The sequence below is a fragment of the Providencia sp. PROV174 genome, from assembly GCF_028480685.1.
In the GTDB taxonomy this organism is placed as follows: domain Bacteria; phylum Pseudomonadota; class Gammaproteobacteria; order Enterobacterales; family Enterobacteriaceae; genus Providencia; species Providencia rettgeri.
The window spans coordinates 55,815-80,756 of sequence record NZ_JAMPOT010000009.1; the positions used below are offsets into that span (position 1 = coordinate 55,815).

The following is a 24,942-nucleotide window of genomic DNA, read 5'->3' on the forward strand; positions in this document are numbered from 1 at the left end:
GTCAATATGTTTGGACTAACTGCGCTGGAACTTGCCCGTATACAATTTGCGTTTACGGTCTCGTTTCATATTATTTTTCCTGCCATTACTATTGGACTCGCAAGTTACCTTGCGGTGCTACAAGGTTTATGGCTTAAAACTCGTGATGAAGACTATATAAAACTGTTCCATTTTTGGTCGAAAGTTTTTGCGGTTAATTTCGGAATGGGTGTTGTTTCTGGCTTGGTTATGGCATACCAATTCGGCACTAACTGGAGCTTTTTCTCAGATTTTGCGGGGGGTATTACAGGGCCATTACTCACTTATGAGGTTCTTACAGCCTTCTTCTTAGAAGCTGGTTTCCTCGGTGTTATGTTGTTTGGGATGAACCGTGTAGGTGAAAAATTGCATTTCTTCGCCACTTGTATGGTTGCGCTAGGAACGATTATTTCCACATTCTGGATTTTGGCCTCCAACAGCTTTATGCAAACACCACAAGGCTTTGAAATTATTGATGGGCGCATTGTTCCCGTTGATTGGTTTGCCGTTATTTTCAATCCCTCTTTCCCTTATCGGTTACTGCATATGACTACAGCAGCTTTCCTTGCTGCAGCATTTTTTATTGGGGCTTCCGCCGCTTGGCACTTGCTCAAAGGCAACAAGTCCAGTGCCATGAAAAAAATGTTTTCCATGTCCCTGTGGTTGATTTTAGTCTTAGCCCCTGTTCAAGCTTTAATCGGGGATGCTCACGGCCTAAACACGCTTAAACATCAACCGGTTAAAGTGGCAGCAATGGAAGGTCACTGGGAAAACAAACCCGGAGAAGCCACCCCGCTAATCTTGTTTGGTATTCCAAACCAAGAAAAGGAAAAAACAGAATTCGCTATCGAAATTCCTTATTTAGCAAGCCTGATTTTAACACACAGTATTGATAAACAAGTCCCCGCGCTAAAAGAATATGCCCCAGAAGATAGGCCTAACGTGTTTATGGTGTTTTGGTCATTCCGCGTAATGGTCGGGCTCGGCTTATTAATGATAGCGGCTGGAGTCTGGGGTTTATGGCTTCGCTACCGTAAAAACCTTTATGAGTCGAAAACATTCTTACGTTTTATGTTTTTAATGGCACCTTCTGGGCTGATAGCCATCCTTGCTGGTTGGTTTACAACAGAAATTGGTCGCCAGCCATGGGTCGTTTATGGGCTACAACGAACCTCTGATGCGGTCAGTGCACATGGTGAAATGCACATGAGCATCAGTTTAATCGCCTTTTTTGTCGTTTATGGCGGTGTTTTCGGGATTGGCTATATGTACATGATGAAATTAATTCGTAAAGGTATCGCGGAGGACGCAGCTCATGGGCATTGATTTACCTCTCATTTGGTTTGTCATCATCGTATTTAGTATGTTGATGTATATCGTTATGGATGGGTTCGATTTAGGCATTGGGATCCTTTACCCTGCGCTAAAAGACAGCCAAGACCGTGATCTGATGATGAACAGCGTTGCCCCTGTCTGGGATGGCAATGAAACTTGGTTGGTTTTAGGTGGAGCCGCTCTATTCGGCGCATTTCCTCTCGCTTATGCAATTGTCCTTGATGCACTGTCAATTCCATTAACTTTCATGTTACTGGCCTTGATTTTCCGTGGTGTTGCCTTTGAGTTTCGTTTTAGAGCGGATGAATCACACCGCCGCCATTGGGATCACGCCTTTATTTGGGGTTCAATTTTTGCCACCTTTGTTCAAGGTGTGGTCGTTGGCGCCTTTATCCAAGGCTTCCACGTGGAAAACCGTGTTTACATGGGGGGTTATTTCGATTGGTTCGCGCCTTTCCCTCTATTTTGTGGATTTGGCCTCGTTGTTGCTTACGCGCTATTAGCTTGTGGGTGGTTGATCATGAAAACTGAGGGCCATTTACGTAGCACGATGTATCGTATTCTGCGGCCATTAACATTACTGATGTTAGCAGTAATTGCGGTGATCAGTCTCTGGACCCCAATGTTAAATGAGGCAGTCTTTGAGCGTTGGTTCTCCCTGCCAAACCTGTTTTTCTTTTTACCTGTTCCGTTACTGGTATTAGCCTGTACTTGGTTGATCCTAAAAAGTGCTAAGCGCCAACGATTCGATAGCGTGCCATTCTTAGCTGCTTTAATGTTGATTTTCCTTGGGTTTACTGGCCTAGGTATCAGTATCTGGCCAACGCTCATTCCACCCGCAGTCAGTTTCCGTGATGCCGCTGGCCCAGCCGAAAGTTTAGGCTTTATGTTAGTCGGTGCGTTATTCATTATTCCTGTTATTTTGGTTTATACCTATTGGAGTTACTATGTCTTCAGAGGAAAAATTACCCCAGAACAAGGTTACCACTGATAACGTGGCAGCCTCCCCTTGGTGGAAAAAACTCGGTTGGATGGCCATTATCTGGTTCGGAAGTGTATTGGCACTATTTGCCTTCTCTTCCGTGTTTAAATTGATGATGACCGCCGCCGGAATGAAAGTGAAGTAATTTACCTTTCGATATGCCGTATGCTAAAAATCATACGGCATTTTTATTAAAATCAACAATTCATCACTGTAAATTGCCTCCCTACTGTTGAAAACCTCGCTTTATAAATATCCTCTTCCAATCACTCACTAGCGGTTGCAACTTACAAAGTTATTCATGATAATGATAATAATTACCATATAATAAAATTATCATTAATAAAGGAGATCGTCCGTGGCCACAGAACAACCCGTTGAAAAAAACATCTACCGCCCGGCTCCACCACAGCTCATTCAAGTCAAATCTATTACCGATATCAGCCCATCTATTCGCAGCATTACTTTCACCGGTGAAAGACTCGATACATACCCAACAGATTGTGAAGGTGGGCACCTGAAAATATTTTTAGCCCCTGATTTAATCAGCCAGCCGGCACTCCCTATCCTAAGTAAAGAAGGCCGTAGCTGGCCAGAAAACAAACCTCGTCCATTTGTTCGTACCTATACCGTCAGAGCCATCCGCCCTGAAGTTAGCGAGATAGATATTGAATTTGCTATGCATGATGGCGCAACTGGCCCTGCATACCTATTTGCGCGTGATGCAAAACCGGGAAATTGGATGGGAATTACCAATCCTGGTGGCCCAGATCCATTATTGCCTGCCAGACAACATTACTTCATGGCCGGTGATTCAAGTTCTCTACCCGCTATTGCCGCATTATTGGAAAAAATGCCAGCAAATGCCCAAGGTAAAGTCGTACTACGGTTAGATAACCCAAAAGACGTGCGAGAGCTGAAAAAACCTGAACATGTTGACGTAATTTGGATCTGTGGTGATATCACCAAAACAGCTGAATTAATTAGCACGTTTAAGTCTTGGGACATTCCAAGCAATGATTGCGCTTTTTGGATTGCGGGTGAAGACCAAATTATTCGTGATTTGCGTCGCTATATTCGTCGTGAAAAAGGTTTTGGTCGTGATGATATCTATGCAATTCCTTACTGGCGATATGGCTATGATGAGGAAGGTTATCACCATGAACGCCATGCTGTGATGGACAACCCTGACGATTAATTTCAGTTCAAATAGTTAGCTCGCTTATTGGTTATAAACTCTACTAAGCGAGCTCATATCCTACTCCTATCTGCCTTCATCAAGTTTTTAGTCATTACGTTCCTCATCAATAAACTTGCTAAAATACTTTTCATGCTTACAAATGTTATGTTATAACATAATGGTTTTTATGGTCGTTATATTCACTTCAAAAATAGGAAAACCACTGTGTACAAAATGGCAATTTTAAAAACCAGTCTTTATGTCGCATTAGCTCTCACTAGCTATACAGCTGCTGCTCATGGCTCACATAGTCACTCTCATCCACAATCAGAGAAGGCACTCCAAGCTTCAAAAGGGATTTTTGAAGATACTGACGTCAAAGATAGGTCTCTTAGCGATTGGCAAGGCATCTGGGAATCTGTTAATCCATTACTATTAAATGGAAAGCTCGATGAAGTTTTAGAAAGTAAAGCGAAGAAAAATAAAGACAAAACAGTTGAAGAGTATCGTGAGTATTATAAAAAAGGCTATGCCACCGATGTTGACAGCATTGGAATTGAAAATGATGTCATTGAATTTACCCAAAACGGTGCCGTAAGCAGCTGTAAATATGACTACGCCGGTTACAAAATTCTTCATTACACTTCAGGGAAAAAAGGCGTCCGTTACTTGTTTGAATGCAAAGATGCTAATTCAAAAGCGCCCAAATTTATCCAATTTAGTGACCATATTATTGAGCCACAGGCCTCGGGGCACTTCCACCTATATATGGGAAACGAATCTCAGGAAAAATTATTAAGCCAACTAGAAAATTGGCCAACCTATTACCCATATACCCTCACAGATGAGCAAATCGTACATGAAATGCTCTACCACTAATCAATGGCCTCTATAAAGATTTAACCTATGCCCCGCGAACAAATCGTGGGGCATATCATTAATAACAAGACTAATTAACGGTTATAAGCCAATAAGGCTTTATGGCACAATTGTGATCTCACACAGTCCTCAATAGTAAAATTCACCATCGAAACCGTTTCATCAGTGCTAAAACGTTGTAATGCATCGGCTAACCCAGAGGACACACCTTCTGGCAAATCACATTGGGTCACATCACCATTGACAATCACCGTCACATTTTCGCCAAGCCGAGTTAAAAACATTTTCATTTGCGTGACAGTGACATTTTGAGCTTCATCTAATATCACAACAGCATTTTCAAATGTTCGACCTCGCATATAAGCAAATGGCGCTATTTCCACTTTAGCAATTTCGGGACGCAAACAATATTGTAAAAAGGATGCGCCGAGCCTTTTCACCAATACGTCATAAACAGGACGAAAGTAAGGCGCAAATTTTTCTGACATATCACCCGGTAAAAAACCGAGATCTTCCTCCGCTTGAAGAACGGGCCTTGTCACAATAATCTTATTGATATCTTTATGAATTAACGCATCAGCTGCAAGTGCAGTGCTGATATAGGTTTTACCACATCCCGCTTCGCCATTAGCAAAAATTAATTGCTTATGTTTAATGGAATTAATATAGAGTTTTTGAGCTTCATTTCTGGGCAATATAGGGGATTCATCACGACGTTCTTTTGCCATACCGATAGCTTCAATGCCAGTAAATTCAGCAAATGATGCGACGTTATTGATATCAAAACGACCTGAGCGATCTTTTCGTGATGAACGTTTCATTTCACGACGTGCCTTTGTTGCAGCTTTCTGTCTACTCATAGTATTAACCCTTCCAGGTATCAGTGATGTCAATTCAAATGACGGACTATTCAAAACAGAGGTGAGCTCCCTTCAAGCTCAAAGTTAATATCAAATATCTATTATGTGGCTGTAACTCCATGCAATAATAACTCAGCTAATAAAAAAACCGGTTACCAATCTCACCATGGAAATTTCATGATGGAGTGGTAACCGGCTTTGTACTCGCGTGTATAGACACTTATTTCCCATTAGTTTCTCCTGTAACAGCGATACTTTTAAACTAATGAATCTATATGACAGTAATATGACAAGCAGCAATATTTTTAGTGACTCAATGAGTCCATGTTTTTATTGCAGTTTTCATCTGCTTTAAATATAGCGTCATTTTTTTTGATAAAGCAACATTTTTCTAACAAAATTTTGGGCGTTTATTAAAATCTTTCGTTATCACACGTAAAAACAAAAAATAAAACCACAATAATCAGTTAGTTAACTATTGCGGTTTTAACGTATAATTAGCGTATTTTACAATTTCCAGCTAACTCAAAACCTGCGGCTTTAGCCGATTGTTCGTCAGTGAAGATGACGGCATTTTTATCCGCGATGGTATTGAAGCTAGCACAATATGAAAAGTGATATTTTTTAGAATTACGATTACCTTTAATTTCAACCGTATTTGGTACAATAGGTTTATTTTTTATTACTTGAGGCTGATTTAAAGGTGAGACTGGTGAAATATTAACACCCTCTGCGCTATTTTTATGATTTAAACTCCATTTTTTCTCCCCTGTCACAAATGGGTTATGATGGCCCATCACCTTAGCGACTCGATTATCACGCTGGATTTCCCAAGGGGTTGGAGGATATTTATTATCCCAAGCCATCAATAACTGTTGTTGTTGACGTGACATAGATAAGTTATAGCGGTCATGCATATAGAAATATACTCGGGCTACTTGCCCTTTAGCCTCATTTCTTGGTTCAAAGACTTTTTGTTTAAAATCTACTCGACTACGACACATTCCGTATGGATATGGCGTATTAGCGGGTAATTGCCCAAAACTAAAATTACTTCTATCACCATTCACCTCTCCAATAGAAGGCGCTAAATTATGCAGATCGGCTTCCATTTGACCAAAAATAGGGTCACTAGACACACAGTTTTTTCGCCCACCTTGTTGCCAACATTGTCTTTGATGACCAAATACCCACGCCGGAACAATATGCTCCCATTCAATACGTTCGGCCCGGTTTTGTTGTTTACGTACTTGATAGCCGCAAGAGGCTAAATCGACTTTTCCTCCGCTTTTTCCTACCCATTCCCACTGGCACCCACAGTATATTGTTCCCTCACCTTGGTGATTTTGATCTGCATAAACCTGAGTTTTACTCAGTGCTTTGGCTTCAGTAAATGAACTCGGTGCAGAAAATGAAAAAGCAGAAAAAACAAATAATAGAATCGAAAAAACGAATTGATAATATTTGGACAAGCTAAATTGTTTCAAAATAACACCACTAATAAGAATATATGCGAAGAATTGAAATGAATGCGTTAGTTTTTCCTCTAACACATTAATGCATAAGAAGAAATATCACATATTCTAATCAAATAGTAGCATTAATGATATCAGCGATGACTCAATTTCATGGTTAACACCCACATCAGAATTTATGCAGCTTTAATAGAATATCTAACTCTTATTAGTAAAAGAGCAAAGTATGGCTTGCAGATATAGCAAGAATACCAGTAAGCCATCCCTTAAAAATTACACACTTGGTCTTTTGCGATATAACCATAAACCAGGTAAAGAAATACCAATAGACAAGGCTCCAACAATGAAAGAGGCTTTTAAGAAATTAGTCACTAGGACCTCAACTAATTCAGGGTCATAGCCAAATTGCGATATTTTAACGACTGAAATCATTGCAATATAAGCACTAATACCTGGAAACATTGGGATCACGGCAGCAACAGTAAACACTTTAGGATGAGCTAACCACCAGCGCGACCACTGAATACCGATAATACCGATTAAAATTGCCGCGAGAAAACTTGCCCACTCAATTTGCAGCCCTAATGTCATCAATATCATTCTAAAACCATAGCCAATAGCACCTAATAAAGCACAATATTTCAATGCTCTAACAGGCACATTAAACACCATAGCAAACCCAACTGCTGGTATAGCTGCTAGTAGCATTTTCTCACATAAGGAGAACAGAAATTCTATGCCCATTCTTTTAAACCCCAGATTGTCATTGCTAATACAACCCCAATACAGGTAGCCAAAGTAAGGAGACTCGCCATTGTCCAACGCGCTAAACCTGTATTAACATGCCCTTTAAACATATCAGCGACTGCATTAATTAATGGGAAGCCCGGAACTAAAAGCAATACGCTGGCAGCCATAGAAATCGTTTCAGTGACGGCCAAATACGGTATTTTCAGTAATAATCCAGAGACCGTTGTCGCAACAAACGCAGTGATACAAAAATTAATCAATGGGTTCATTTGATGAGAAGTTAACACTTGTCGCACATACATTGCACAGCCACTGGCTAAAAATGTAATTAACGCACTTTCCCATCCCCCTCCATTCAACTTGCTGAAACAAGCACAAGATAAAGCCACCATCAAAACCATTAACCATCGAGGATATCGTAACGGTTTAATCGATGATAATTTCTTGTGTAATTGTTTTCGGTCTAGTAAATGATGTTCGACGAGAATGACCGCATGCTGAACTTCGGTGACAACATGCATATTAATACCACGGTCAATAATACGCCGTGTTGACGTTAGGCAGCGGCCATCAATTATGGTGGTTAAAACTAATGAGTTAGATGAAATTGCACTATCAACTTGATTTGCTCCAAGTGCAATGCCCAAACGAGTTGTCAATTGTTCAACGAGCATACTTTCAGCGCCATGTTGCAATAACAATAAGCCACACTCAATACATAGCCGAGTTACCTCACGTTGCTGATCAACAGGATCATTTTGGTCTATTTTTTGTTCATTCAATGCATGCTCTGCCATCTTGCCCCCAATATTGTGACAACCATTCAGATATCACCCTAAACATGTTAATCTTTATAAATATCATAAAGACAAATATCAGCTTAAATGATGATCTCTTTCAGGTAAATCTGTGATTGAGGTAACGTGATTTAAACTATTTGGTAAAATTTGTTATGTTATTTTCTTATTTGAAGACAAATAGTAGGATTAGCCATTCATGAATAGCACGCTTACAGCTAAAACCCCAAAAGGCCGACGTCGTCATCAGGCTTTGATCACTGCCGCAACTGAAATTTTTTTGCAATATGGGTTTGAAGGTGCAACTCTGGATATGATTATTGAACGTGCAGGAGGCTCTCGAACGACTTTATATAAAAATTTTGGTGATAAGGAAGGGTTATTTGCCGCTGTTATTGCATCTATGATTGATGATATTTTTCAAGAACCTGACGAAAAAACACCCCCACTAAATACGATTGAGTCCATACTTTCTTTTTATGGTTCTCGATTTTTATTGAATGTTCTTAAACCTGAATCCATCGGGTTATACCGGTTAATTTTAGGCGAATACAACCGTTTCCCTGAAATAACCCATGCATTTTTTGAGCAAGGCCCTGTAAAAAGCTATCGCTTGTTAACACAGAAGTTGGCTTTACTTCCTGATGTTAAAGTGAATGAAACAACATTATTAAGCATTTCTTCACGCTACCTAGAAATGCTAAAAGCGGATGTGTTTATCACCACTTTTTGTGTTGCCGATTTCAAGCCCAGCGATGAATTTATTCAACAGCAAATTGCTATGTCCGTCGATATCATCGCCAGTTATATCCGTAAAATCAGTAAAACCACAATCGACTAAGCTAAAACTGATTGGGCTTGTTCTTTTGCAGCCATTGCATCCGTTGCGATTAAAACTTGGGGACCATACAACGCAGACAACATGGGAGCCATGCGTTCCATCTCCTCTTTATCTCGGCCATCAGGTTGTAGCGTAACAACTAAAGCGCGACAATGCTGTTCCATTGCTTTTTTTGCATCTTTCAACCAACGACGCACATATTTCATACTTTGCATATCTTCTGATGATGGTTTTTCTTTTTTAACCACTGGAGGATATATCAATACAAATTCATTTCTTCTCGCCAATAACATATCCATTTCCTCTAACCATAAACGCGTTTCATCCATAGTTGATGGAAATGCATTCATCTCACAGATTGGCCAATTTTCTGTTTTTATCATATTTTTACTCATCACAGTCATCTCTGTTGTCATTATTAATTAAAGTGTACTTGAATGTACACTTTTATATCATTCATAGTCAAGAATGATTATCATTTGTATTTTGCAAATTATGCTATTTCTGACAGTGACTAACAGGAATATTCTCAATATGCAGAAAAAGTTTATCAGTTAAAAACATTCACGTGTTCGAGTGGTGCGTTTTTGAATATGGAATGTTATTCTGATGATATTATGAATTTTAAAAGCGAAAATACGATGAAAAAAACTATTCCAATTGCGTTTAGCCTTTTAATGGCTTTCACTGCATTTAATGCAAATGCAGGTGCAACCTGTGATACTTACTTCAAAGAAATGAATGATCTTGTTAAGCAAGCTGAAGAACAATATAAAGATGAAGCCAATGCAGGTGAACAAATTGCATTAATGAAGTCACAATTAGAGGAAGCGAAAAAAGCTCTTGCTAGCTACCCTGATGATGCACAAGAGCAAGCTTGTAGCCAAGCACTTAAAGCAATTGAGCAAGCCAAAGAAGCGGTAAAAACACCCTAGAATTGTTCGCTTTTAATAGACAAAAAAATAGCCTGCTGAGCAGGCTATTTTATTTACCGAACTACGAGAACCGAGATCTTCGCATAGGAAACAATCCCTGAAGCATTTGAACCTAATAAATGGGTTGAAATACTTGGATTGCGTGAGCCGATAACAATAAGGTCAGCATCAATAGCCTCAGCTTCTGATAAAACTTTATCTCTTGGTGAACCAAATTCCACCTTATAAGAGATTTTATCTGATGGATAATCAATCTTTTCAATAATTTCTTTTAGCTGCTCTTCAGAGCGCTCAAGTGCTTTTTTAGCAAATGAAGACAGTAAATCATAATGATAACTGTAACTCATTGAAAATCTTGAAACATCTGGAACTGAGTGAAATAAGTGAATTTTCGCATCTGAAATTTTTGCTAAATAAATAGCATGTTTTAATGCGTTATCTGTTAGTACATCTTCAGATATATCCACGGGAACCAAAATTGTTTGATACATATGATGCCCCTTATTAATTATGTTGACGTTTTTATTCAAGTTGTATTGTTGCGTATTTTTACAACTTGATTATTAGGCGTAGCGGGTGAATATTTTCCTTTTTAGTCTTTAGAAGTATAGTCTTACTACACTAAAAAAGCTGTGAAGCCCCTTACTATTACAACAAAAAATCATTCTTCTAAATGCCATTTATGCAAAATACGATGAATAAAAGGAGTTACAATTAATCCAATACTGATAATAAAAACACTTTGTAAAAATAAACCATAAATAGCAATAAAGAAACGGCCTCCCCTTGTAATAGGAGCTGGCTCAATAGCTTGCCCACTCAACATAGACAATGCATTAAGCATTGACTCAACAGCTGAATGGCCTTCAATAAAATAAAAACCGATTATACCGGGTAATAACCCAAGAAAAAAAATCAAAAGCCCGAGTAAATAAAAACGCAAAACTCTCAGAACAAAGTGTTCAACACGCAGTAATTCTTGTGAAAACTTTTCCATACTGACTCAAATTCACCTTGTTATAAGTAAGATCAATTAACTTGAGTGCTAAAACTGATTGAATTGGCAATACAAATAATGAAATAAAAAAGAACCTACCCAATGAGCAGGCTCTTCTCTAATTATTAACGTACAACCAGCACTGATGTTTCAGCGTAACGTACTATACCCGCCGCTGTTGACCCTAAAAGATGAGTTGTAATATTTGGGCGACGAGAGCCAATGACAATAATATCGGCATTAATGTCTTTTGCTGTATTAATCACTTCATCTCGTGGAGAACCAAACGTTATAGTATAACTAACGTCATCATGAGGTAAATCAATTGAATCCATTAACATTTTCATGTCTTCTTCCGCTTTCACCGTCGCACGGTCTTTTATTTCCATGTAACCTAAAGCATACGCATTAATAATTGCCGAAGAAATTGGCAAAACATGAATAAGATGAATTTTAGCACTAGATTGCTTTGCAAGATTAACAGCATGACGAACGGCTTTACTGGTTAATTCATCTTCTGTTAAATCAATAGGGACCAGAATCGTTTTATACATAACCCCTCCTAAAATAGTTAAAATGAAGTTCTACAACAAAATTATAAACAATTACTAATAAATGTCTCTTATCCACAAAGATAAATGAGATCTCTAACTACAAATAAAGGCAGGTTATTCTCTTAGCCATGGCGTCACAGTTAAACCAATTAACATGCCTTCTGGGCTTAATAACCTTGTTACGGTTTGCCCCCAAGGCTCCATGCGGTTATTAACTAATAAGACATAGCCTTCCTTCAGGCAAATATCCGTAATCTTTTCGATGTCTGAAACCTCAAACTCCATCCAACTTTGCGGAGTGAGTATATTTTCAGGCCACTCATTTTGACTAAAACATGATTGGGCTGCTTGCTCTATAGGCCAAAGTGCAAAATGTTTAACGCCTTCTAACCTTTCTTGCTCACAAGTTAAATATTGGCTTCCTTCTTCTATTGGTTTCAAAGGTAACTTTAACAACTCAAGATAAAAAGAATGACTTTTTTTGTAATCTGTCACTATCGGCCCAAACCCTGCAACAAATAATACATCAGAGCTATCTTGGAAAGGTATCATCCCGTGTTCCTATAAAGTAATGAGATACTAAAATTTTACCGTTTAATAAAATCGATAATTACTTTTACAAAATAAGATAATTAACCGCTGACTTTATCCACTGTAGAGATCATTTTTTCAACCATTCTTTGAGCCTTCAAGCCCTCTTCTCCACCGACCAAAGGTTGAGTTTGATTTGAAACAGAATCAATAAAATGTCGAATTGCACCATCAAAACCGCGTTGAACCAAAATGGAGTCCCAATTAGCCGGCTTTTTCTCGCTGATCCCAACAGCATTTTCACTCCACCAATGGTTCATATTGGTTATTTGATGAATACTGTCCTCAGCAATGACAATAAGTTGCTCTTGTTGGCTTCCGGCTTTGCGATGCATCGATGTTGTTAGCCAACATTGGCCCGCTTGCATATGGTGCTCGGCATAAAACAATTCATCAGTATTTGTTTTGTGAATGCTACCACTGATTAATTTTGTGTTACTTTGTGCAATCCACATTACAGTATCAATGACATGCAAATAATCATCTAATAACGTAAACCTGAAGTCATTCGGCCCTACGCTATCCATACGGTGTTTATCCATACGAATAGACGCTATATTTTTAATATTTTGTTTAATTGCCAAATAAAACGGCGAGAAACGGCGGTTAAATCCAACCATTAACATTTTTTGACGTCGCGCGGCTAACTGAATTAATTGCTCCGATTGTTCAATTAACTCAGTCAATGGCTTATCAACATAGATATGAACGTCAGCCTCTAATAGCAGCTTGATTACCTCAAAATGGCTTTTGGTCGCACTGTGAACAAAAATAGCATCACATTGCTGTGCTAGTGCGTTAATACTGCTAAACAGGGGTATTCGATAACTATCACACACCAATTTTGCCTTTGATTGATTCGGAGAAAAAGCACCAACCAGCTCCCAGTTTTCCTCTTTAGTTAAAATAGGTAAATACGCTTTTTGTGCAATAGAACCTAAACCAACTACACCCACCTTTAATTTTCGCATCGTAAACACGCCTGTTAATGGTTAATCTCAGCAAGAATAATCTCATTAATATCAATTAAAAAAATTTTTTTTTGTTAAAAACGCAATTTTGATTAGAAATAAATACACAATAGATTGTTTTATATAAACAAAAAATGAAAACAAACAGGGAAGGTGAATGAGTAACTGCATAAAAAAAGGGGTTGATTTCTTAAATGAGAATGGTTATCTTTTACCTCGTGAATACTTGAGTAAATCACTCAGGTTTATCACAAACGACATTGCTCACATTGCTTCCAGTTTAGCAGGCCAACTTTAAATGTTGGCCTTTTTTTTATTTAAAATTACCTATTATTTCCCGCGTATTGCACTACTAAAGCTCCATGATTTCAAATGGCCAACATACGCTAGACGTTGAGTTGGTACAAAAGTCGGTACATCACCTGTACGCATATGCAATATATCCGCAGGTGTTATCCATGATGAGTTACCTTCAAATAAGGGAATACCCGCATACTTATAAGCATCTAGGACAAACTGCGAACAAAAGAAGCCATTAGCTTGGTCTATATCATCGCCTAATTGAACTTTAGCTAAGGTTTTTAAGCAAAAATTACGTATCGTTTCACCAATTAACGGAAGTTCACATACTCTTTTTGTGATCATCCAGGGAGCAATCATCACAATACCTTTATAGTTATACTTATTTCCATTATTTTGAACTGAAAATTCGCGCAATTTTTCTGCATGTAATGATGTTAAACCTGCTTGTCTCAATACCACCATGTTATTAGAATCTCTCACTGCTTGGTCTAAGGTAATGATCCTAACGCCACTTCCAACAGATTCAGCAACTTCGCCCAAGCCTAGATAAATAGATGCATGGCTTACCCCGCTAATACTAAATAATCGAATTCCCCATGAATTTAACCCTGTAGCAGACGATAAAAGAATATCACCTGGTAACATATCGGAAACCGCCAACGGCTCAACGGAATCCTCAATAGGAACCGTATTTGCGTGTTGAATATTAAATTTTAAGCGATTAGTTTCTTCATCTGATTTAAATTGAGTAGAACACCCTGAAAGAGAAAAACAAAATAAAAATAGTAAGCAACAATAAAATTTCATTCTACAACACCCAATAGTGATCTTTCTTTTAGCTTTTAATTAATATAGATAATATCGCTTAATCTATTTTATGACTACCGTTTATTTTTATAATAAGAGGGGCTGAATGTTACTCGTAGGAATGGTGTATATTGAAATGAGTTAACGTAAGTTAATAAGAAAAGTCTAATTTTAATTAAATAGCATCAACCCCCTAGTGAAGACTAGAGGGTTACATTCATTCAATTAACTAATAACATATTCTGGGTAAAAAACAGTTACTGAATGATATGTTTTCTTTTCTGTCGCTTTATTCTTTTGCACCGCAACTGTAGCATTATCTTTAGAACTTAGCGAAACACGTATGTTTTTCTTAGAACGACTTAATTTATAAGGCATACCTAACAAACGACGCGCATTATTATTACTAACCATTATCGACTCCTTAAACTACTAAATTAAAAATTCATTAAAAAATGAACATCAAAAATATAGTCATCGTTGACCACAAAGGCTTTTTTGTTTCATAATAATAACAAAACAAAGTGTAACCTATTCAGTATAACACTAAGCCAGTAATATATAATCCAGTTTTGCTTATTAGTTTTAAATGGTTACTATATGCTTTACGCTAAAATTATATTAGGGTAAGACAGGATTCTTTTTTTCTACGACAACCTCAAAAAGTATCCATTTATGGAATGAAAAAATGTAAATAATTGAATCTGTGTTATCACAAAATAAGCCCAAAAAAAATCATCAGAACTATCTCTATGAAAACCATTTTCTCTAGCAAATATCGTTATCACATTATCAATCCAACGTTGGTTATTAACCCCGACAGAAAGTCCTAATACATCATTTTTACTTGACTATTATAAAAAATAATAACCGCCCTGCAGCATTAAAATGTATAAACCAACAGACTACATAACAAATAACCTAAAAGCGTGTGCTACAAAATTTTAGCACACGTAGTTCCTTACTCTAGCGGTGAAGCAGGACTTGAGCACTTATCTTTCCAAATTTGGTTAACCTGTTCAGGCAATAATATTTCATGTCCTCCGTCAATAAACGGAATAGAAATATCCATGCGGCCTTCATCATTGGTATAGGATTTAACAATAAAACGCTTAAATCCGTCAGGTTTATCATTTTTATATCGATACACCTCTCCACAAACATAACCAACCTTACCATTATCCGCAGTGTAGCGAGAAAAGTGATATTCAATATTTCTAAACTTTGCTGCTTGTGGGTACGCTAGAACATCATAAACATTCTTTTTCACTTGCTCAACTAAACTCAGTTGAGTTGGTTTCATATATAGTGCCCCTAACAGAAATGCAGCACCAAAAATAAGTATCGCAATGATTACTTTAAAAAAATTCATTTTTATTCTCGCCATATATGACCAAATTTATAGAAATAATGTTCATTATGATGATAACCAGATATCAATTAAAATCCATCTTTAAAACGTAAATATTCTTATATTTATCATTTTGTTATTTAAATAAGTCCAACATTAAAACCTTATTATTTGTAATGTTAAATTGAGTTTAATATTACAACTATTTTTTACTCTTAATCCCCTAGAAAATTTCTCATTTCTATTGTGATCCTCTGTAAACAATCAGTATAGTAAGAAAAATAATAACACTGCATGATAATAGGAACTTGAGAAATGAAAACAATAGGCCTCATTGGCGGTATGAGCTGGGAATCTACATTACTATACTACCAACAACTTAATGAAGGAGTGAAACAACAGTTAGGTGGCCTACATTCTGCTAAAATTGTTTTATATAGCGTCGATTTCGCTGAGATAGAACAGTATCAGTCCAATGGGCAATGGGATTTGGCAGCACAATGTTTAGCAGATGCAGGAGAGCGTTTAAAGCTTGCAGGCGCTGATTTTCTGGTTCTTTGCACCAATACTATGCATAAAGTAGCTCCACTCATTGAATCTCAAACCAGTCTTCCATTATTACATATAGCTGATGCAACAGGTGAACGCATTACACAGTCAAGTATAAAAACAATTGGGCTCTTAGGAACTTCGTTTACGATGGAGCAGCCCTTCTATAAGCAAAGGTTGATTGATAAGTTTAATTTGGATGTATTAGTACCTAGCGACCAAGATAGAAAAATAGTTCATGATATTATTTATAATGAATTATGCTTAGGGAAAATAAACAAAGAATCTAAAAAGGAATATCAACGTATAATGGCATCTCTGGTAGAAAAAGGTGCTGAAGGTATCATTTTAGGATGCACTGAAATAACATTACTTGTTAATCAATATGATACTACAGTAAACATATTTGATACCACCGCCATTCATGCTCAAAAAGCAATTGAAGTTGCGCTATCTGCTTAATCAATATTATCTATTAACAGACACTGTCTTCAATAGTTATTGTTAAGATAGTTTCTGTTAAATAATGGTAGCAAAATTGACATGTTATCTAGTTAAAAATCACATTTTGTGCAATTAAATAGAATTTAATATTAATCAACTCTCGACTTTTGATTATAAAATACAATAATGTTATTTATTATCGTTTATTACACTAACTCTAGTTTTATAATAATCACTTTAACTTCACTGCCTAAAATTTATTCTTTATTAAATTTACAGATTATTACCCATTGAACATTAACTCTCATCTAAGATAATAAAAAAACAAAAACAAATTTATAACAGGTTACTATGAATAAAAATAATGTTGGCAATGTTGTATTAGGTGAATTTATTAAACAAAAGCGTGTTGAACATCAAATTACGACAAAAAAAATGGCTGAATTAATATCTATTTCTGAAAAATCATATATAAAATATGAAGATGGAACTCTTTCCATATTTATTGACCACCTTGTAATACTCTCTAAAATACTCAACGTAGATGTCAAAACATTATTTGACACCTACGTCAACGCACAGTCATGCCCATAGGTATATTTTACTATCACGCAAATTGTGCCTTATATTAAAGAGATTAAACTATACATATCGACAAGCATAAGCCGTCTAGTTAAAATGTAGACATAACTTCAATATGATATAAAGAATCACTATGAGCCAATCAAAATCAGAGAAGTCTCCCTTCTAATAACAATAACATTAACTTATTAGAAGGAAAAATTATGAATTATACTAAATTTAATATAGATACATGGTTACGTAAAGAACATTACAATACCTACGAAAAAACCATGAATTGTGGGTTTAGTTTAACAACTAAAATAGATATCACCAATTTAAAAAAATACATAAATTCAAAAGGTTATAGCTTTTACCCTTCAGTGATTTATTTATTAGCGCGGGTAGCTAACACTTGCAAAGAATTTAGATTTGCAAAAAAAAATGATGAGCTTATTTTATGGGATAAAGTACACCCTAGTTTTACTATTTTCCATAAAGATACTGAAACCTTTTCTTCATTATGGTGCGAATACTCATCAGAAATGGCGATATTTATGGAGAATTATCACCACCAATTAATGTTGCATAAAGATAATCTCAATTTGCACCCTCAATCACAGCAAATTGAAAATGTATTCTATGTGTCATCTTTACCCTGGGTTTCATTTGATAGTTTTAATCTAAATATTGCAGATATTACTAATATCTTTACCCCTATATTCACTATGGGAAAATACTATGGTGACAATAATAAAATATGGCTTCCTCTAGCAGTACAAGTACATCATGCTGTTTGCGATGGCTTCCATGTAGGTAAATTTTTAACTGAGTTACAAAAATTATGTGATGAACTAGCTTATTAGTACCGCAGATACCCACCGTTATGAAGGAAGCCAGCCTTCCTTCATTTGTCTTGGGTTAATCTCGTTATGATAAATCTTTAACTCAAAAATAATACGCTTATATAAATGGCATCCCCAATAGTGCCACTTTGAAAAAAATATTCCATTGGCGTAATTACCATTTTAATGGTGCTGGCGAGTAAAGAAGAAACCAATTCAATTGGGTCAGTTGCAGGCATATTTCCTCCGTATTTTGTTATAGACTAAGTTCTCAGTAGTGCTTATACAATAAGATAAAGGCTATAAAGAAGACGCCATACCTCAACAGATTTTCACCTCTTTTAACTAACTGGTATCACTCTCCCCCCAGCTTCTGCTATTATGAGCCTCTTTTTATAGATCTCGCTGATTACGCTTTAAGCACAGAACAATAATAACTTAACGGCTGAAAGTACAATTAACCATCAGCAACATAAACCCCAGTAGCAGAACAATATAGAATGACGACCAATAAAGAACAGTACAACTTAAATAAGTTGCAAAAAAGAATTCGCCGTGATGTTGGCCAAGCAATCGCTGACTTTAACATGATAGAAGACGGTGACCGAATAATGGTTTGCTTGTCAGGAGGTAAAGATAGTTACACACTGCTTTCCATCCTGCAAAGTTTGCAAAAAAGTGCCCCTATCCAGTTTTCATTAGTTGCGGTTAATTTGGACCAAAAACAACCTGGCTTCCCTGAGCATATTTTACCTGCATACCTTGAAAATCTTGGTGTGGAGTACAAAATTGTTGAAGAAAATACCTATGGGATCGTAAAGGAAAAAATTCCTGAAGGGAAAACAACTTGTTCATTGTGCTCTCGTTTACGACGTGGAATTCTGTATCGTACAGCAACTGAATTAGGCGCAACTAAAATTGCACTTGGTCACCACCGTGATGATATTTTACAGACCATGTTCCTAAATATGTTTTATGGCGGTAAGTTAAAAGGCATGCCTCCTAAATTAATGAGCGATGACGGAAAACACATTGTTATCCGCCCACTAGCTTACTGCCGAGAAAAAGATATTGAGCGCTTTGCGCAGGCTAAAGAATTTCCAATTATTCCTTGTAATCTATGTGGTTCTCAACCAAACCTGCAACGTCAAGTTATTAAAGAGATGCTACGTGATTGGGATAAGCGTTATCCTGGCCGTATCGAAACAATGTTCCGCGCTACTCAAAACATTGTTCCATCTCATTTATGTGATACAGAATTATTTGATTTCAAGAATATTTCTCATGGAGATGAAGTTATCAATGGCGGTGATCTTGCCTTTGACAAAGAGGAGCTGCCTCTCCAGTCTTTTATAGATGAAGATGATAAGCCCGATTTTTCAGCTGAACGCCTTGATATTATTGAAGTTAAATAATATTAATTGATAACCTCCTATTGGGAGGTTATTTTTTACTCAGATTTAATGCAAAAAAAAGCCGATGTAAATTACATCGGCATTACAGTGGTCAATTATTCTGTATAAGAACTCAATATGAGAAAAACTACAATTATGGAGCACAACGTTCATCGCTCAACGTTGCATTCACCTGCAGGACTAATACTGCACTAAAACCTCAGTAGTTTTATTGATTTATCTCAAACTAGGTCCGGTTATAGGAAATAAGTCATCAATATTAGAGCCATCGGCTTTTTCTTAGCCACCACAAGACGGTTGCAATTAAAACGGCTAATAAAACGCAAAAGACACTAAAGGCAAAGCGGAATTCATTACCGGGGATCCCCCCTAAATTCACACCAAACAAACCCGTTAAAAACGTTGTTGGTAAGAATATCATGGCCATTAATGACATTGTATAAATACGCCGGTTCATCATTTCAGTCATCATGTTCGTTATCTCATCAGAAATAATCGCTGTGCGTGCTATAAATCCATCGAGATCTTCAATGCAACGCCCTAACCGGTCAGAAATTTCTTGAATTCGACGACGATTAGTTTCATCTAACCAAAGTAATTTTTCCGTTGTTAAGCGAGAAAACATATCTCGTTGTGGAGCCATATAACGACGGATTACAATAATTTGCTTACGGAGTAATGCAAATTCCCCTCTATCAGGAATTTGGCCATTTAATATGGCGTCTTCCATATCAATTAAACGCTCATGCAAAGAATCTGTAAAATCACTTATTTCATCTGTAATAGAATCAGCAACCTCAACTAACCAATCACCCGTGCTTTGCGCACCTACTCCCTGTTTTAAGTCATCAATAACAGAGTCTAAAGAGTTTACTTTTCGGTGACGGCTAGAAATAATTACCCGGTTATTAATAAATACTCGAAATGCAACTAATTGCTCAGGCCGCTGGCCAGTATTGGTATTTAAAGTTTGCAATGTTAATAAAATGCCATCACCAACACGTATCAAACGCCAACGCCCTGAATGCCCTGATAACGCAGACTTAACTTGTTCATTAAAGAGGTCTGATTGCTGAATCCAATTAAAACTTTGAGGATCTTTATAATCATAATGAAGCCAGAACGGAGACTGCTGGCTCGCACTCGCATTCACATCAATGGGAAGTAACCCACCGTCTCCATTTAACTGAAATGCATGTACAGGATTTGAATTTTGGAATAAAGAACCATAAATCAGCCCCATGCAATATCTCCCTTTTATAATCAATACGGTATTTGTAGTCGAATAAATAATTCTTTGCAATTATTTCAAGAATCGCTCCCACAATACATGAATAAAACAACAAAGAAAAAGATTGAGATTAACATCTTATAAAAACAGACAATTCCCCATAAATCACAAAATATCGCCATTTTTGCTAAATAAAACCACATAATTGACACAAATGAGCAATAAAATTTACGATGAGTTTTTTATTATAAAAAGGTAGTGTTTATTCCTTTTTTTGGTCCTCCTTCCCATTCTCCAGAGGAAGGAGCTTTTTTCTTTCCGTCAGAAAAAACAGCCCACAACATGTGCAGGCTGAGATCTTCGTTAATGTTTAATAATATAAAAACTATGGCTATAAGCGACATCTTCAGGGTTGTTAATCGGGTAACCCTTTAGCCAAGGCTTAATTAGGCGTGCATTGGTATATTGGTAAATAGGTGCGATTGGTGCTTCTTTTGCAATGATAGCCTCCGCATTATTATAATAACGGTTGCGTAATTGCGCATTTGTTTCAATACTCGCCGATGCAATAACCTCATCATATGCATGGTTATTGAATTTTGGTATATTGCCACTATGCTGAGAAGTGAGTAGAGACAAAAAGGTTGAAGGCTCATTAAAATCACCTATCCATGATGCGCGTATAACATCAAAATTTCCCGTATTACGGCTATCTATATAGGTTTTCCATTCTTGATTAACTAATTTGACCTCAGCGCCTAGCTTTTTCTTCCACATAGAAGCAATTGCTATCGCAATTTTCTGATGATTTTCTGAGCTATTGTATAATAACGTTAATTCTAATGGGAGATTTGGCCCAAAGCCTGCTTGTTGCAATAACACTTTTGCTTGCTGGTCTAACTCTTTTTGTGAATAGCTATTATAAAGCCCTTTTTCGGGCTTAAAGCCATCAGTGACATCAGGAGTAAAATAATTTGCGGGCTTCTCCCCTGTACCTAATACCTTATTCGCAATTAATTGGCGGTCAATCGCCATGGATAACGCTTTTCTAACACGAACGTCATCCGTTGGTGCACGTTGGGTATTAAAAGCATAGTAATAGGTCCCTAATTGATCCGGTGTAAAGACTTCATTAGGAATATCTTTTAATAATTTTTGATAGCGCTGTTTTGGAAATGATTCGGTAATATCTAGGTCACCCGCTAAATAACGATTCGTTGCATGGGACTCTTGGTTAATCGGGACAAAAGTGACTTTAGTGATGACTGTATTTTGATGATCCCAATAATTCTTATTTGGTACCAAAACAATTTTTTCATTAACCACTCTGTCAGATAAAATAAAAGCACCATTTCCAACTAAATTTCCGGCTTTTATCCAGTCATTACCAAACTTTTCAACAGTTTCTTGGTGAACAGGAAATAAGCTAAAGTTAGCCGTTAATGAAGGAAAATAAGGTACCGGCTTATTTAGAGTAATCTTTAGTGTGCGCGTATCAACCGCTTCAACACCTAGTTGCTCAACTGGCAATTTACCATCAATAATATCTTGCGCATTGTTAATGCCTGCTAGTGCGGCAAACCAAGCAAATGGCGATGTTGTTCCAGGTGAAACAAGTCGCTGCCAACTATAAACAAAATCTTGAGCCGTGACAGGGTCACCATTTGACCAATGTGCGTCAGGTCTCAGTGTAAATGTCCAAATACGATTATCAGCCGTATCCCAATGTTGAGCGACTCCAGGGATCGGCTTTCCATGATCATCTTGATTAACCAGCCCTTCAAATAAGTCACGCATGACTTGCGCCTCTGTTAACCCCACTGATTTTACTGGATCCAAAGATGCAGGCTCATCTTTTAAATGTCGTGTAACTTCTTGGTTTTCAGCTAAAACTGTGCCTGTAGGTATCACGGCACTAATAGCTGGTGTAGTAACAAAAACTGAAGAAATCAAAATCGCTAAAGATGTAAATGAATGTTTATGCATTATATTTTCTATCTTGTTAATATAAATAAAGTTAACTAAAAGCCTAGTTAAATGATTTCAAATGAAGATGCTATTATTAACAACGTTACTGCATTTACTGATTAAGTTTCATTTAGGTAATTTGAATGTTGGAAAAATCCACTATAACAATAAAAACATAAAGTTATGATGTAAAAACCATATCTAACATGCGTAATATCAAGTCGCAATTACTCTGTTGTTTATCTTAATTTATCATATGCCTTCATATTTTAAATATCCACATTTCCCGTGTAATCAATTGATTCCCTAACTCAAATATAGATAAATTAATACTCGTCTTATCGAACCATAACTCTATCTCTATCATTTCTCTGATAATTAAATAATGACTCAAGAAACCAATACAGACCGGTTTCCTTTTGTTACACTTCATAGGTCAGTATAAAAAGCACATAACAAAAAACGCAAGCATTGATAAAGCTTAGTAGTTATATAATGATGATGCACCATACTGTAATAAAAAGTAGGTAAAATTACCTTGTTTTACCCTATATTGGGCTCAAGGTAAGTGATAAGGTTTCCGTATAAAATTTGGTCATTAGTAAAATGTAAAACTCAGCACTGCGTAACTGCCCATTAAAAAACCTTTAATCGCAAAGATTTTTTATTAGAAGATAGATTAAGTTATCAGTGACTCACTTTATGAATGGGAGAAAAATTCATGTCGCAGACAGTTAAGTTAAAAGGTAATGACATCACGGTTAATGGTGTCTTTTTACAAGCGGGCTCAAAAGCTAAACCTTTTACCCTTGTCACCAAAGATCTCAGCGAAGCAACGCTGGAAACCTATGAAGGTAAACGAAAAGTTTTAAATATCTTCCCAAGTGTCGACACTGGCGTATGTGCAGCGTCAGTTCGCAAGTTTAATAAGCTCGCAAACGATTTGGATAACACTGTTGTATTATGTATTTCTGCTGATCTACCTTTCGCACAAGCGCGTTTTTGTGGCGCAGAAGGTTTAGATAATGTCGTTACGCTATCTTCTTTCCGTAGCGGCTCGTTTGCGAATGACTATGGTGTTGATATTGCTAGTGGTCCATTAAAAGGCCTGAACGCTCGTTCCGTTGTTGTCCTAGATGAAAACAATAACGTTATTTATAGCCAATTAGTTCCTGAAATAACTGAAGAACCTGATTACGACAGCGCATTAAATAGTTTGAAATAAGCTTTTGTCATATTTAGTTCACTGTAGTTAACAATAAAGCGGGAATTTCCCGCTTTATTGAATAATATAAACGCCACTCTAGTCTACGTGAGCCCAATACAACGGTTGGTGGTTCTTTGCATTAACAACATTCGCAAATAACTTGTTGTCACTCATTATAGAAATCAAAGTATGAGAGAGCGTACTCAATACTTTTAAGGCTTGGTCCTGGGTAACAGGGCAACAAGATGTCAAAATATCAATAATGAGGTCTCGAGGCTTATGGCCATTTTTCACCAGCGCCTCCCACGTAAAACGATTTTTCTTCGTTAAATATTTTACTGCAGCTTTATTCATCAGATAAAGTTCGGCGGCAGAGGCTGCAGACTCAAACATATCATTTTTATAATGGCTCTGGCTCATGTATTCGCGTAGCTTACGATTTACAACGAAATTAATAGTGAATTGATCCATGGCAACTCCTTGTAGGTTGAAACCCATCAGATGAGATTACGATACCCTAAAACAGCAGTTGTCTTTGTTATATAGCAGTAAAATTCACCAATTAGCAATAGTATTAGTAAGGTTTTGCCATATTAAGCGCGAGATAAAAAAGATAATTAATAAAAAATAGGCAACAATACCTTTGCTCAAAGCGTTTTTTCTCGTCTGTTGCCTACTCTATAGCCAGCACATAGTACTAATCAGGATATTGAATAATTTCGAGAGTTGTCCCTTTATTGTCTTGAACAAACTGTAGATGGGTTTCTCCTCCAGCAAATTCTTGTTCAATTTTTAAGTTTTTATCATCATTCCAATGATAACGAATAGCAATACAACCGTCCGATGGACAAGGCATTTCAATATTTTGTTTAATCTCTAGGTTTTCAGTAAGAAATTGCTTTCCATCCATTAATGCCGTTCTATATTGTATGTATGCTTCTAATAACGATAAGTCTTTAAAATAACACTGAGTCAATGCCCCATTTTCATAGACTTCATCCATTGTTCGCACTACATCTTGGCAATACTTATTCAAACCGTCTTCCGGCATTGTTGTTGCTGTACCAGAACCACTTAAAACCAGCCCTATTATTGC

31 protein-coding genes are annotated in these 24,942 nt (G+C 36.9%); 13 read left to right on the forward strand and 18 right to left on the reverse strand.

Annotation, left to right across the window (positions count from 1 at the left end):
• Positions 1-6 precede the first annotated feature (6 nt).
• From PSE60_RS07505 to zinT, 5 genes are all read left to right on the forward strand, one after another.
• Positions 7-1,344 carry a cytochrome ubiquinol oxidase subunit I gene (locus PSE60_RS07505; protein WP_004910539.1) on the forward strand — a complete coding sequence of 446 codons (1,338 nt, stop codon included), beginning with the start codon at positions 7-9 and terminating at the stop codon, positions 1,342-1,344.
• Entirely contained in the window at positions 1,334-2,344 is a 1,011-nt protein-coding gene (gene cydB, locus PSE60_RS07510) for a cytochrome d ubiquinol oxidase subunit II (RefSeq protein WP_272665031.1), read from the forward strand. Before PSE60_RS07505 ends, cydB begins: the two co-directional genes overlap by 11 nt.
• Positions 2,301-2,480 (forward strand): DUF2474 domain-containing protein, encoded by a 180-nt coding sequence (locus PSE60_RS07515; protein ID WP_051128883.1) that lies wholly within the window; start codon positions 2,301-2,303, stop codon positions 2,478-2,480. Before cydB ends, PSE60_RS07515 begins: the two co-directional genes overlap by 44 nt.
• Positions 2,481-2,693: 213 nt before the next feature.
• Complete coding sequence (locus tag PSE60_RS07520) at positions 2,694-3,533, forward strand: siderophore-interacting protein (protein WP_210838925.1); 840 nt, start codon at positions 2,694-2,696, stop codon at positions 3,531-3,533.
• A 216-nt stretch (positions 3,534-3,749) separates the two neighbouring features.
• Entirely contained in the window at positions 3,750-4,394 is a 645-nt protein-coding gene (zinT, locus tag PSE60_RS07525; protein WP_210838943.1) for a metal-binding protein ZinT, read from the forward strand.
• Positions 4,395-4,468: 74 nt separating this feature from the next.
• Here zinT and phoH read toward each other — a convergent pair whose 3' ends face one another.
• From phoH to PSE60_RS07545, 4 genes are all read right to left on the reverse strand, one after another.
• Positions 4,469-5,254, reverse strand: a complete 786-nt coding sequence (gene phoH, locus PSE60_RS07530; RefSeq protein WP_210838926.1) for a phosphate starvation-inducible protein PhoH — start codon at positions 5,252-5,254, stop codon at positions 4,469-4,471.
• Positions 5,255-5,751: 497 nt separating this feature from the next.
• Positions 5,752-6,726, reverse strand: coding sequence for an endonuclease (locus tag PSE60_RS07535; RefSeq protein WP_371031847.1), 975 nt, complete (start codon positions 6,724-6,726; stop codon positions 5,752-5,754).
• Between the two features lie 276 nt (positions 6,727-7,002).
• Positions 7,003-7,473, reverse strand: coding sequence for a threonine/serine exporter (locus tag PSE60_RS07540; RefSeq protein ID WP_004910523.1), 471 nt, complete (start codon positions 7,471-7,473; stop codon positions 7,003-7,005).
• Positions 7,464-8,276 carry a threonine/serine ThrE exporter family protein gene (locus PSE60_RS07545; RefSeq protein WP_004910522.1) on the reverse strand — a complete coding sequence of 271 codons (813 nt, stop codon included), beginning with the start codon at positions 8,274-8,276 and terminating at the stop codon, positions 7,464-7,466. Before PSE60_RS07545 ends, PSE60_RS07540 begins: the two co-directional genes overlap by 10 nt.
• 199 nt (positions 8,277-8,475) lie before the next feature.
• Here PSE60_RS07545 and PSE60_RS07550 point away from each other — a divergent pair, with 199 nt between their 5' ends.
• A complete protein-coding gene (locus PSE60_RS07550; RefSeq protein WP_210838930.1) occupies positions 8,476-9,117 on the forward strand; it encodes a TetR/AcrR family transcriptional regulator in 642 nt (213 codons plus the stop codon).
• On the opposite strand, the gene PSE60_RS07555 is transcribed toward PSE60_RS07550, so the two are convergent.
• Positions 9,114-9,512 (reverse strand): hypothetical protein, encoded by a 399-nt coding sequence (locus tag PSE60_RS07555; RefSeq protein WP_336298608.1) that lies wholly within the window; start codon positions 9,510-9,512, stop codon positions 9,114-9,116. The two genes, PSE60_RS07550 and PSE60_RS07555, sit on opposite strands and share 4 nt — an antisense overlap.
• A gap of 246 nt (positions 9,513-9,758) precedes the next feature.
• Between PSE60_RS07555 and PSE60_RS07560 the strand changes: the two genes are divergently transcribed.
• A complete protein-coding gene (locus PSE60_RS07560; protein ID WP_210838948.1) occupies positions 9,759-10,052 on the forward strand; it encodes a DUF5339 family protein in 294 nt (97 codons plus the stop codon).
• A 53-nt stretch (positions 10,053-10,105) separates the two neighbouring features.
• Here PSE60_RS07560 and PSE60_RS07565 read toward each other — a convergent pair whose 3' ends face one another.
• The 5 genes from PSE60_RS07565 to PSE60_RS07585 all read right to left on the reverse strand — a co-directional run bounded on the left by PSE60_RS07565 (position 10,106) and on the right by PSE60_RS07585 (position 13,165).
• Positions 10,106-10,543 (reverse strand): universal stress protein, encoded by a 438-nt coding sequence (locus tag PSE60_RS07565; protein WP_004910514.1) that lies wholly within the window; start codon positions 10,541-10,543, stop codon positions 10,106-10,108.
• A gap of 170 nt (positions 10,544-10,713) precedes the next feature.
• The gene (locus PSE60_RS07570; RefSeq protein ID WP_004910512.1) at positions 10,714-11,049 is read right to left on the reverse strand and encodes a hypothetical protein; all 336 of its coding nucleotides are present in this window, start codon (positions 11,047-11,049) and stop codon (positions 10,714-10,716) included.
• A 125-nt stretch (positions 11,050-11,174) separates the two neighbouring features.
• Positions 11,175-11,603, reverse strand: coding sequence for a universal stress protein (locus PSE60_RS07575; protein ID WP_004910510.1), 429 nt, complete (start codon positions 11,601-11,603; stop codon positions 11,175-11,177).
• 114 nt (positions 11,604-11,717) lie between these two features.
• The gene (locus PSE60_RS07580) at positions 11,718-12,155 is read right to left on the reverse strand and encodes a glyoxalase (protein WP_210838932.1); all 438 of its coding nucleotides are present in this window, start codon (positions 12,153-12,155) and stop codon (positions 11,718-11,720) included.
• An 80-nt stretch (positions 12,156-12,235) separates the two neighbouring features.
• Entirely contained in the window at positions 12,236-13,165 is a 930-nt protein-coding gene (locus tag PSE60_RS07585; protein WP_272665034.1) for a Gfo/Idh/MocA family protein, read from the reverse strand.
• Positions 13,166-13,322: 157 nt separating this feature from the next.
• Here PSE60_RS07585 and PSE60_RS07590 point away from each other — a divergent pair, with 157 nt between their 5' ends.
• A complete protein-coding gene (locus PSE60_RS07590; protein ID WP_210838936.1) occupies positions 13,323-13,463 on the forward strand; it encodes a hypothetical protein in 141 nt (46 codons plus the stop codon).
• Between the two features lie 32 nt (positions 13,464-13,495).
• Here PSE60_RS07590 and PSE60_RS07595 read toward each other — a convergent pair whose 3' ends face one another.
• The 3 genes from PSE60_RS07595 to PSE60_RS07605 all read right to left on the reverse strand — a co-directional run bounded on the left by PSE60_RS07595 (position 13,496) and on the right by PSE60_RS07605 (position 15,578).
• On the reverse strand, positions 13,496-14,275 hold the full coding sequence (locus PSE60_RS07595; RefSeq protein WP_272665035.1) for a YaeF family permuted papain-like enzyme: 780 nt from the start codon (positions 14,273-14,275) through the stop codon (positions 13,496-13,498).
• Between the two features lie 225 nt (positions 14,276-14,500).
• The gene (gene sra / locus PSE60_RS07600) at positions 14,501-14,689 is read right to left on the reverse strand and encodes a stationary-phase-induced ribosome-associated protein (protein ID WP_210838940.1); all 189 of its coding nucleotides are present in this window, start codon (positions 14,687-14,689) and stop codon (positions 14,501-14,503) included.
• Between the two features lie 547 nt (positions 14,690-15,236).
• Positions 15,237-15,578, reverse strand: coding sequence for a hypothetical protein (locus PSE60_RS07605; RefSeq protein WP_181937006.1), 342 nt, complete (start codon positions 15,576-15,578; stop codon positions 15,237-15,239).
• 363 nt (positions 15,579-15,941) lie between these two features.
• Between PSE60_RS07605 and PSE60_RS07610 the strand changes: the two genes are divergently transcribed.
• The 3 genes from PSE60_RS07610 (at position 15,942) to catA (ending at position 18,046) form a co-directional block, all read left to right on the forward strand.
• Entirely contained in the window at positions 15,942-16,637 is a 696-nt protein-coding gene (locus PSE60_RS07610; protein ID WP_210840511.1) for an aspartate/glutamate racemase family protein, read from the forward strand.
• 333 nt (positions 16,638-16,970) lie between these two features.
• Positions 16,971-17,213: a helix-turn-helix domain-containing protein gene (locus tag PSE60_RS07615; protein ID WP_210839464.1), complete on the forward strand. Its 243-nt coding sequence runs from the start codon at positions 16,971-16,973 to the stop codon at positions 17,211-17,213.
• Between the two features lie 191 nt (positions 17,214-17,404).
• Positions 17,405-18,046, forward strand: a complete 642-nt coding sequence (catA, locus tag PSE60_RS07620; protein WP_272665036.1) for a type A chloramphenicol O-acetyltransferase — start codon at positions 17,405-17,407, stop codon at positions 18,044-18,046.
• A 77-nt stretch (positions 18,047-18,123) separates the two neighbouring features.
• Here catA and PSE60_RS07625 read toward each other — a convergent pair whose 3' ends face one another.
• A complete protein-coding gene (locus PSE60_RS07625) occupies positions 18,124-18,264 on the reverse strand; it encodes a hypothetical protein (protein ID WP_272665037.1) in 141 nt (46 codons plus the stop codon).
• A gap of 261 nt (positions 18,265-18,525) precedes the next feature.
• Between PSE60_RS07625 and ttcA the strand changes: the two genes are divergently transcribed.
• Positions 18,526-19,440 (forward strand): tRNA 2-thiocytidine(32) synthetase TtcA, encoded by a 915-nt coding sequence (gene ttcA / locus PSE60_RS07630; protein WP_272665038.1) that lies wholly within the window; start codon positions 18,526-18,528, stop codon positions 19,438-19,440.
• Positions 19,441-19,699: 259 nt separating this feature from the next.
• On the opposite strand, the gene zntB is transcribed toward ttcA, so the two are convergent.
• Positions 19,700-20,683, reverse strand: a complete 984-nt coding sequence (gene zntB / locus PSE60_RS07635; protein WP_210839456.1) for a zinc transporter ZntB — start codon at positions 20,681-20,683, stop codon at positions 19,700-19,702.
• A 351-nt stretch (positions 20,684-21,034) separates the two neighbouring features.
• On the reverse strand, positions 21,035-22,657 hold the full coding sequence (locus PSE60_RS07640) for a peptide ABC transporter substrate-binding protein (RefSeq protein ID WP_272665039.1): 1,623 nt from the start codon (positions 22,655-22,657) through the stop codon (positions 21,035-21,037).
• Between the two features lie 703 nt (positions 22,658-23,360).
• Between PSE60_RS07640 and tpx the strand changes: the two genes are divergently transcribed.
• Positions 23,361-23,864 carry a thiol peroxidase gene (tpx, locus tag PSE60_RS07645; protein ID WP_004910486.1) on the forward strand — a complete coding sequence of 168 codons (504 nt, stop codon included), beginning with the start codon at positions 23,361-23,363 and terminating at the stop codon, positions 23,862-23,864.
• Positions 23,865-23,942: 78 nt separating this feature from the next.
• On the opposite strand, the gene PSE60_RS07650 is transcribed toward tpx, so the two are convergent.
• Both PSE60_RS07650 and PSE60_RS07655 read right to left on the reverse strand, forming a co-directional pair.
• Complete coding sequence (locus PSE60_RS07650) at positions 23,943-24,317, reverse strand: ATP-binding protein (RefSeq protein WP_102139676.1); 375 nt, start codon at positions 24,315-24,317, stop codon at positions 23,943-23,945.
• A gap of 226 nt (positions 24,318-24,543) precedes the next feature.
• Positions 24,544-24,897 carry a hypothetical protein gene (locus tag PSE60_RS07655; protein ID WP_272665040.1) on the reverse strand — a complete coding sequence of 118 codons (354 nt, stop codon included), beginning with the start codon at positions 24,895-24,897 and terminating at the stop codon, positions 24,544-24,546.
• Between the last annotated feature and the right edge of the window lie 45 nt (positions 24,898-24,942).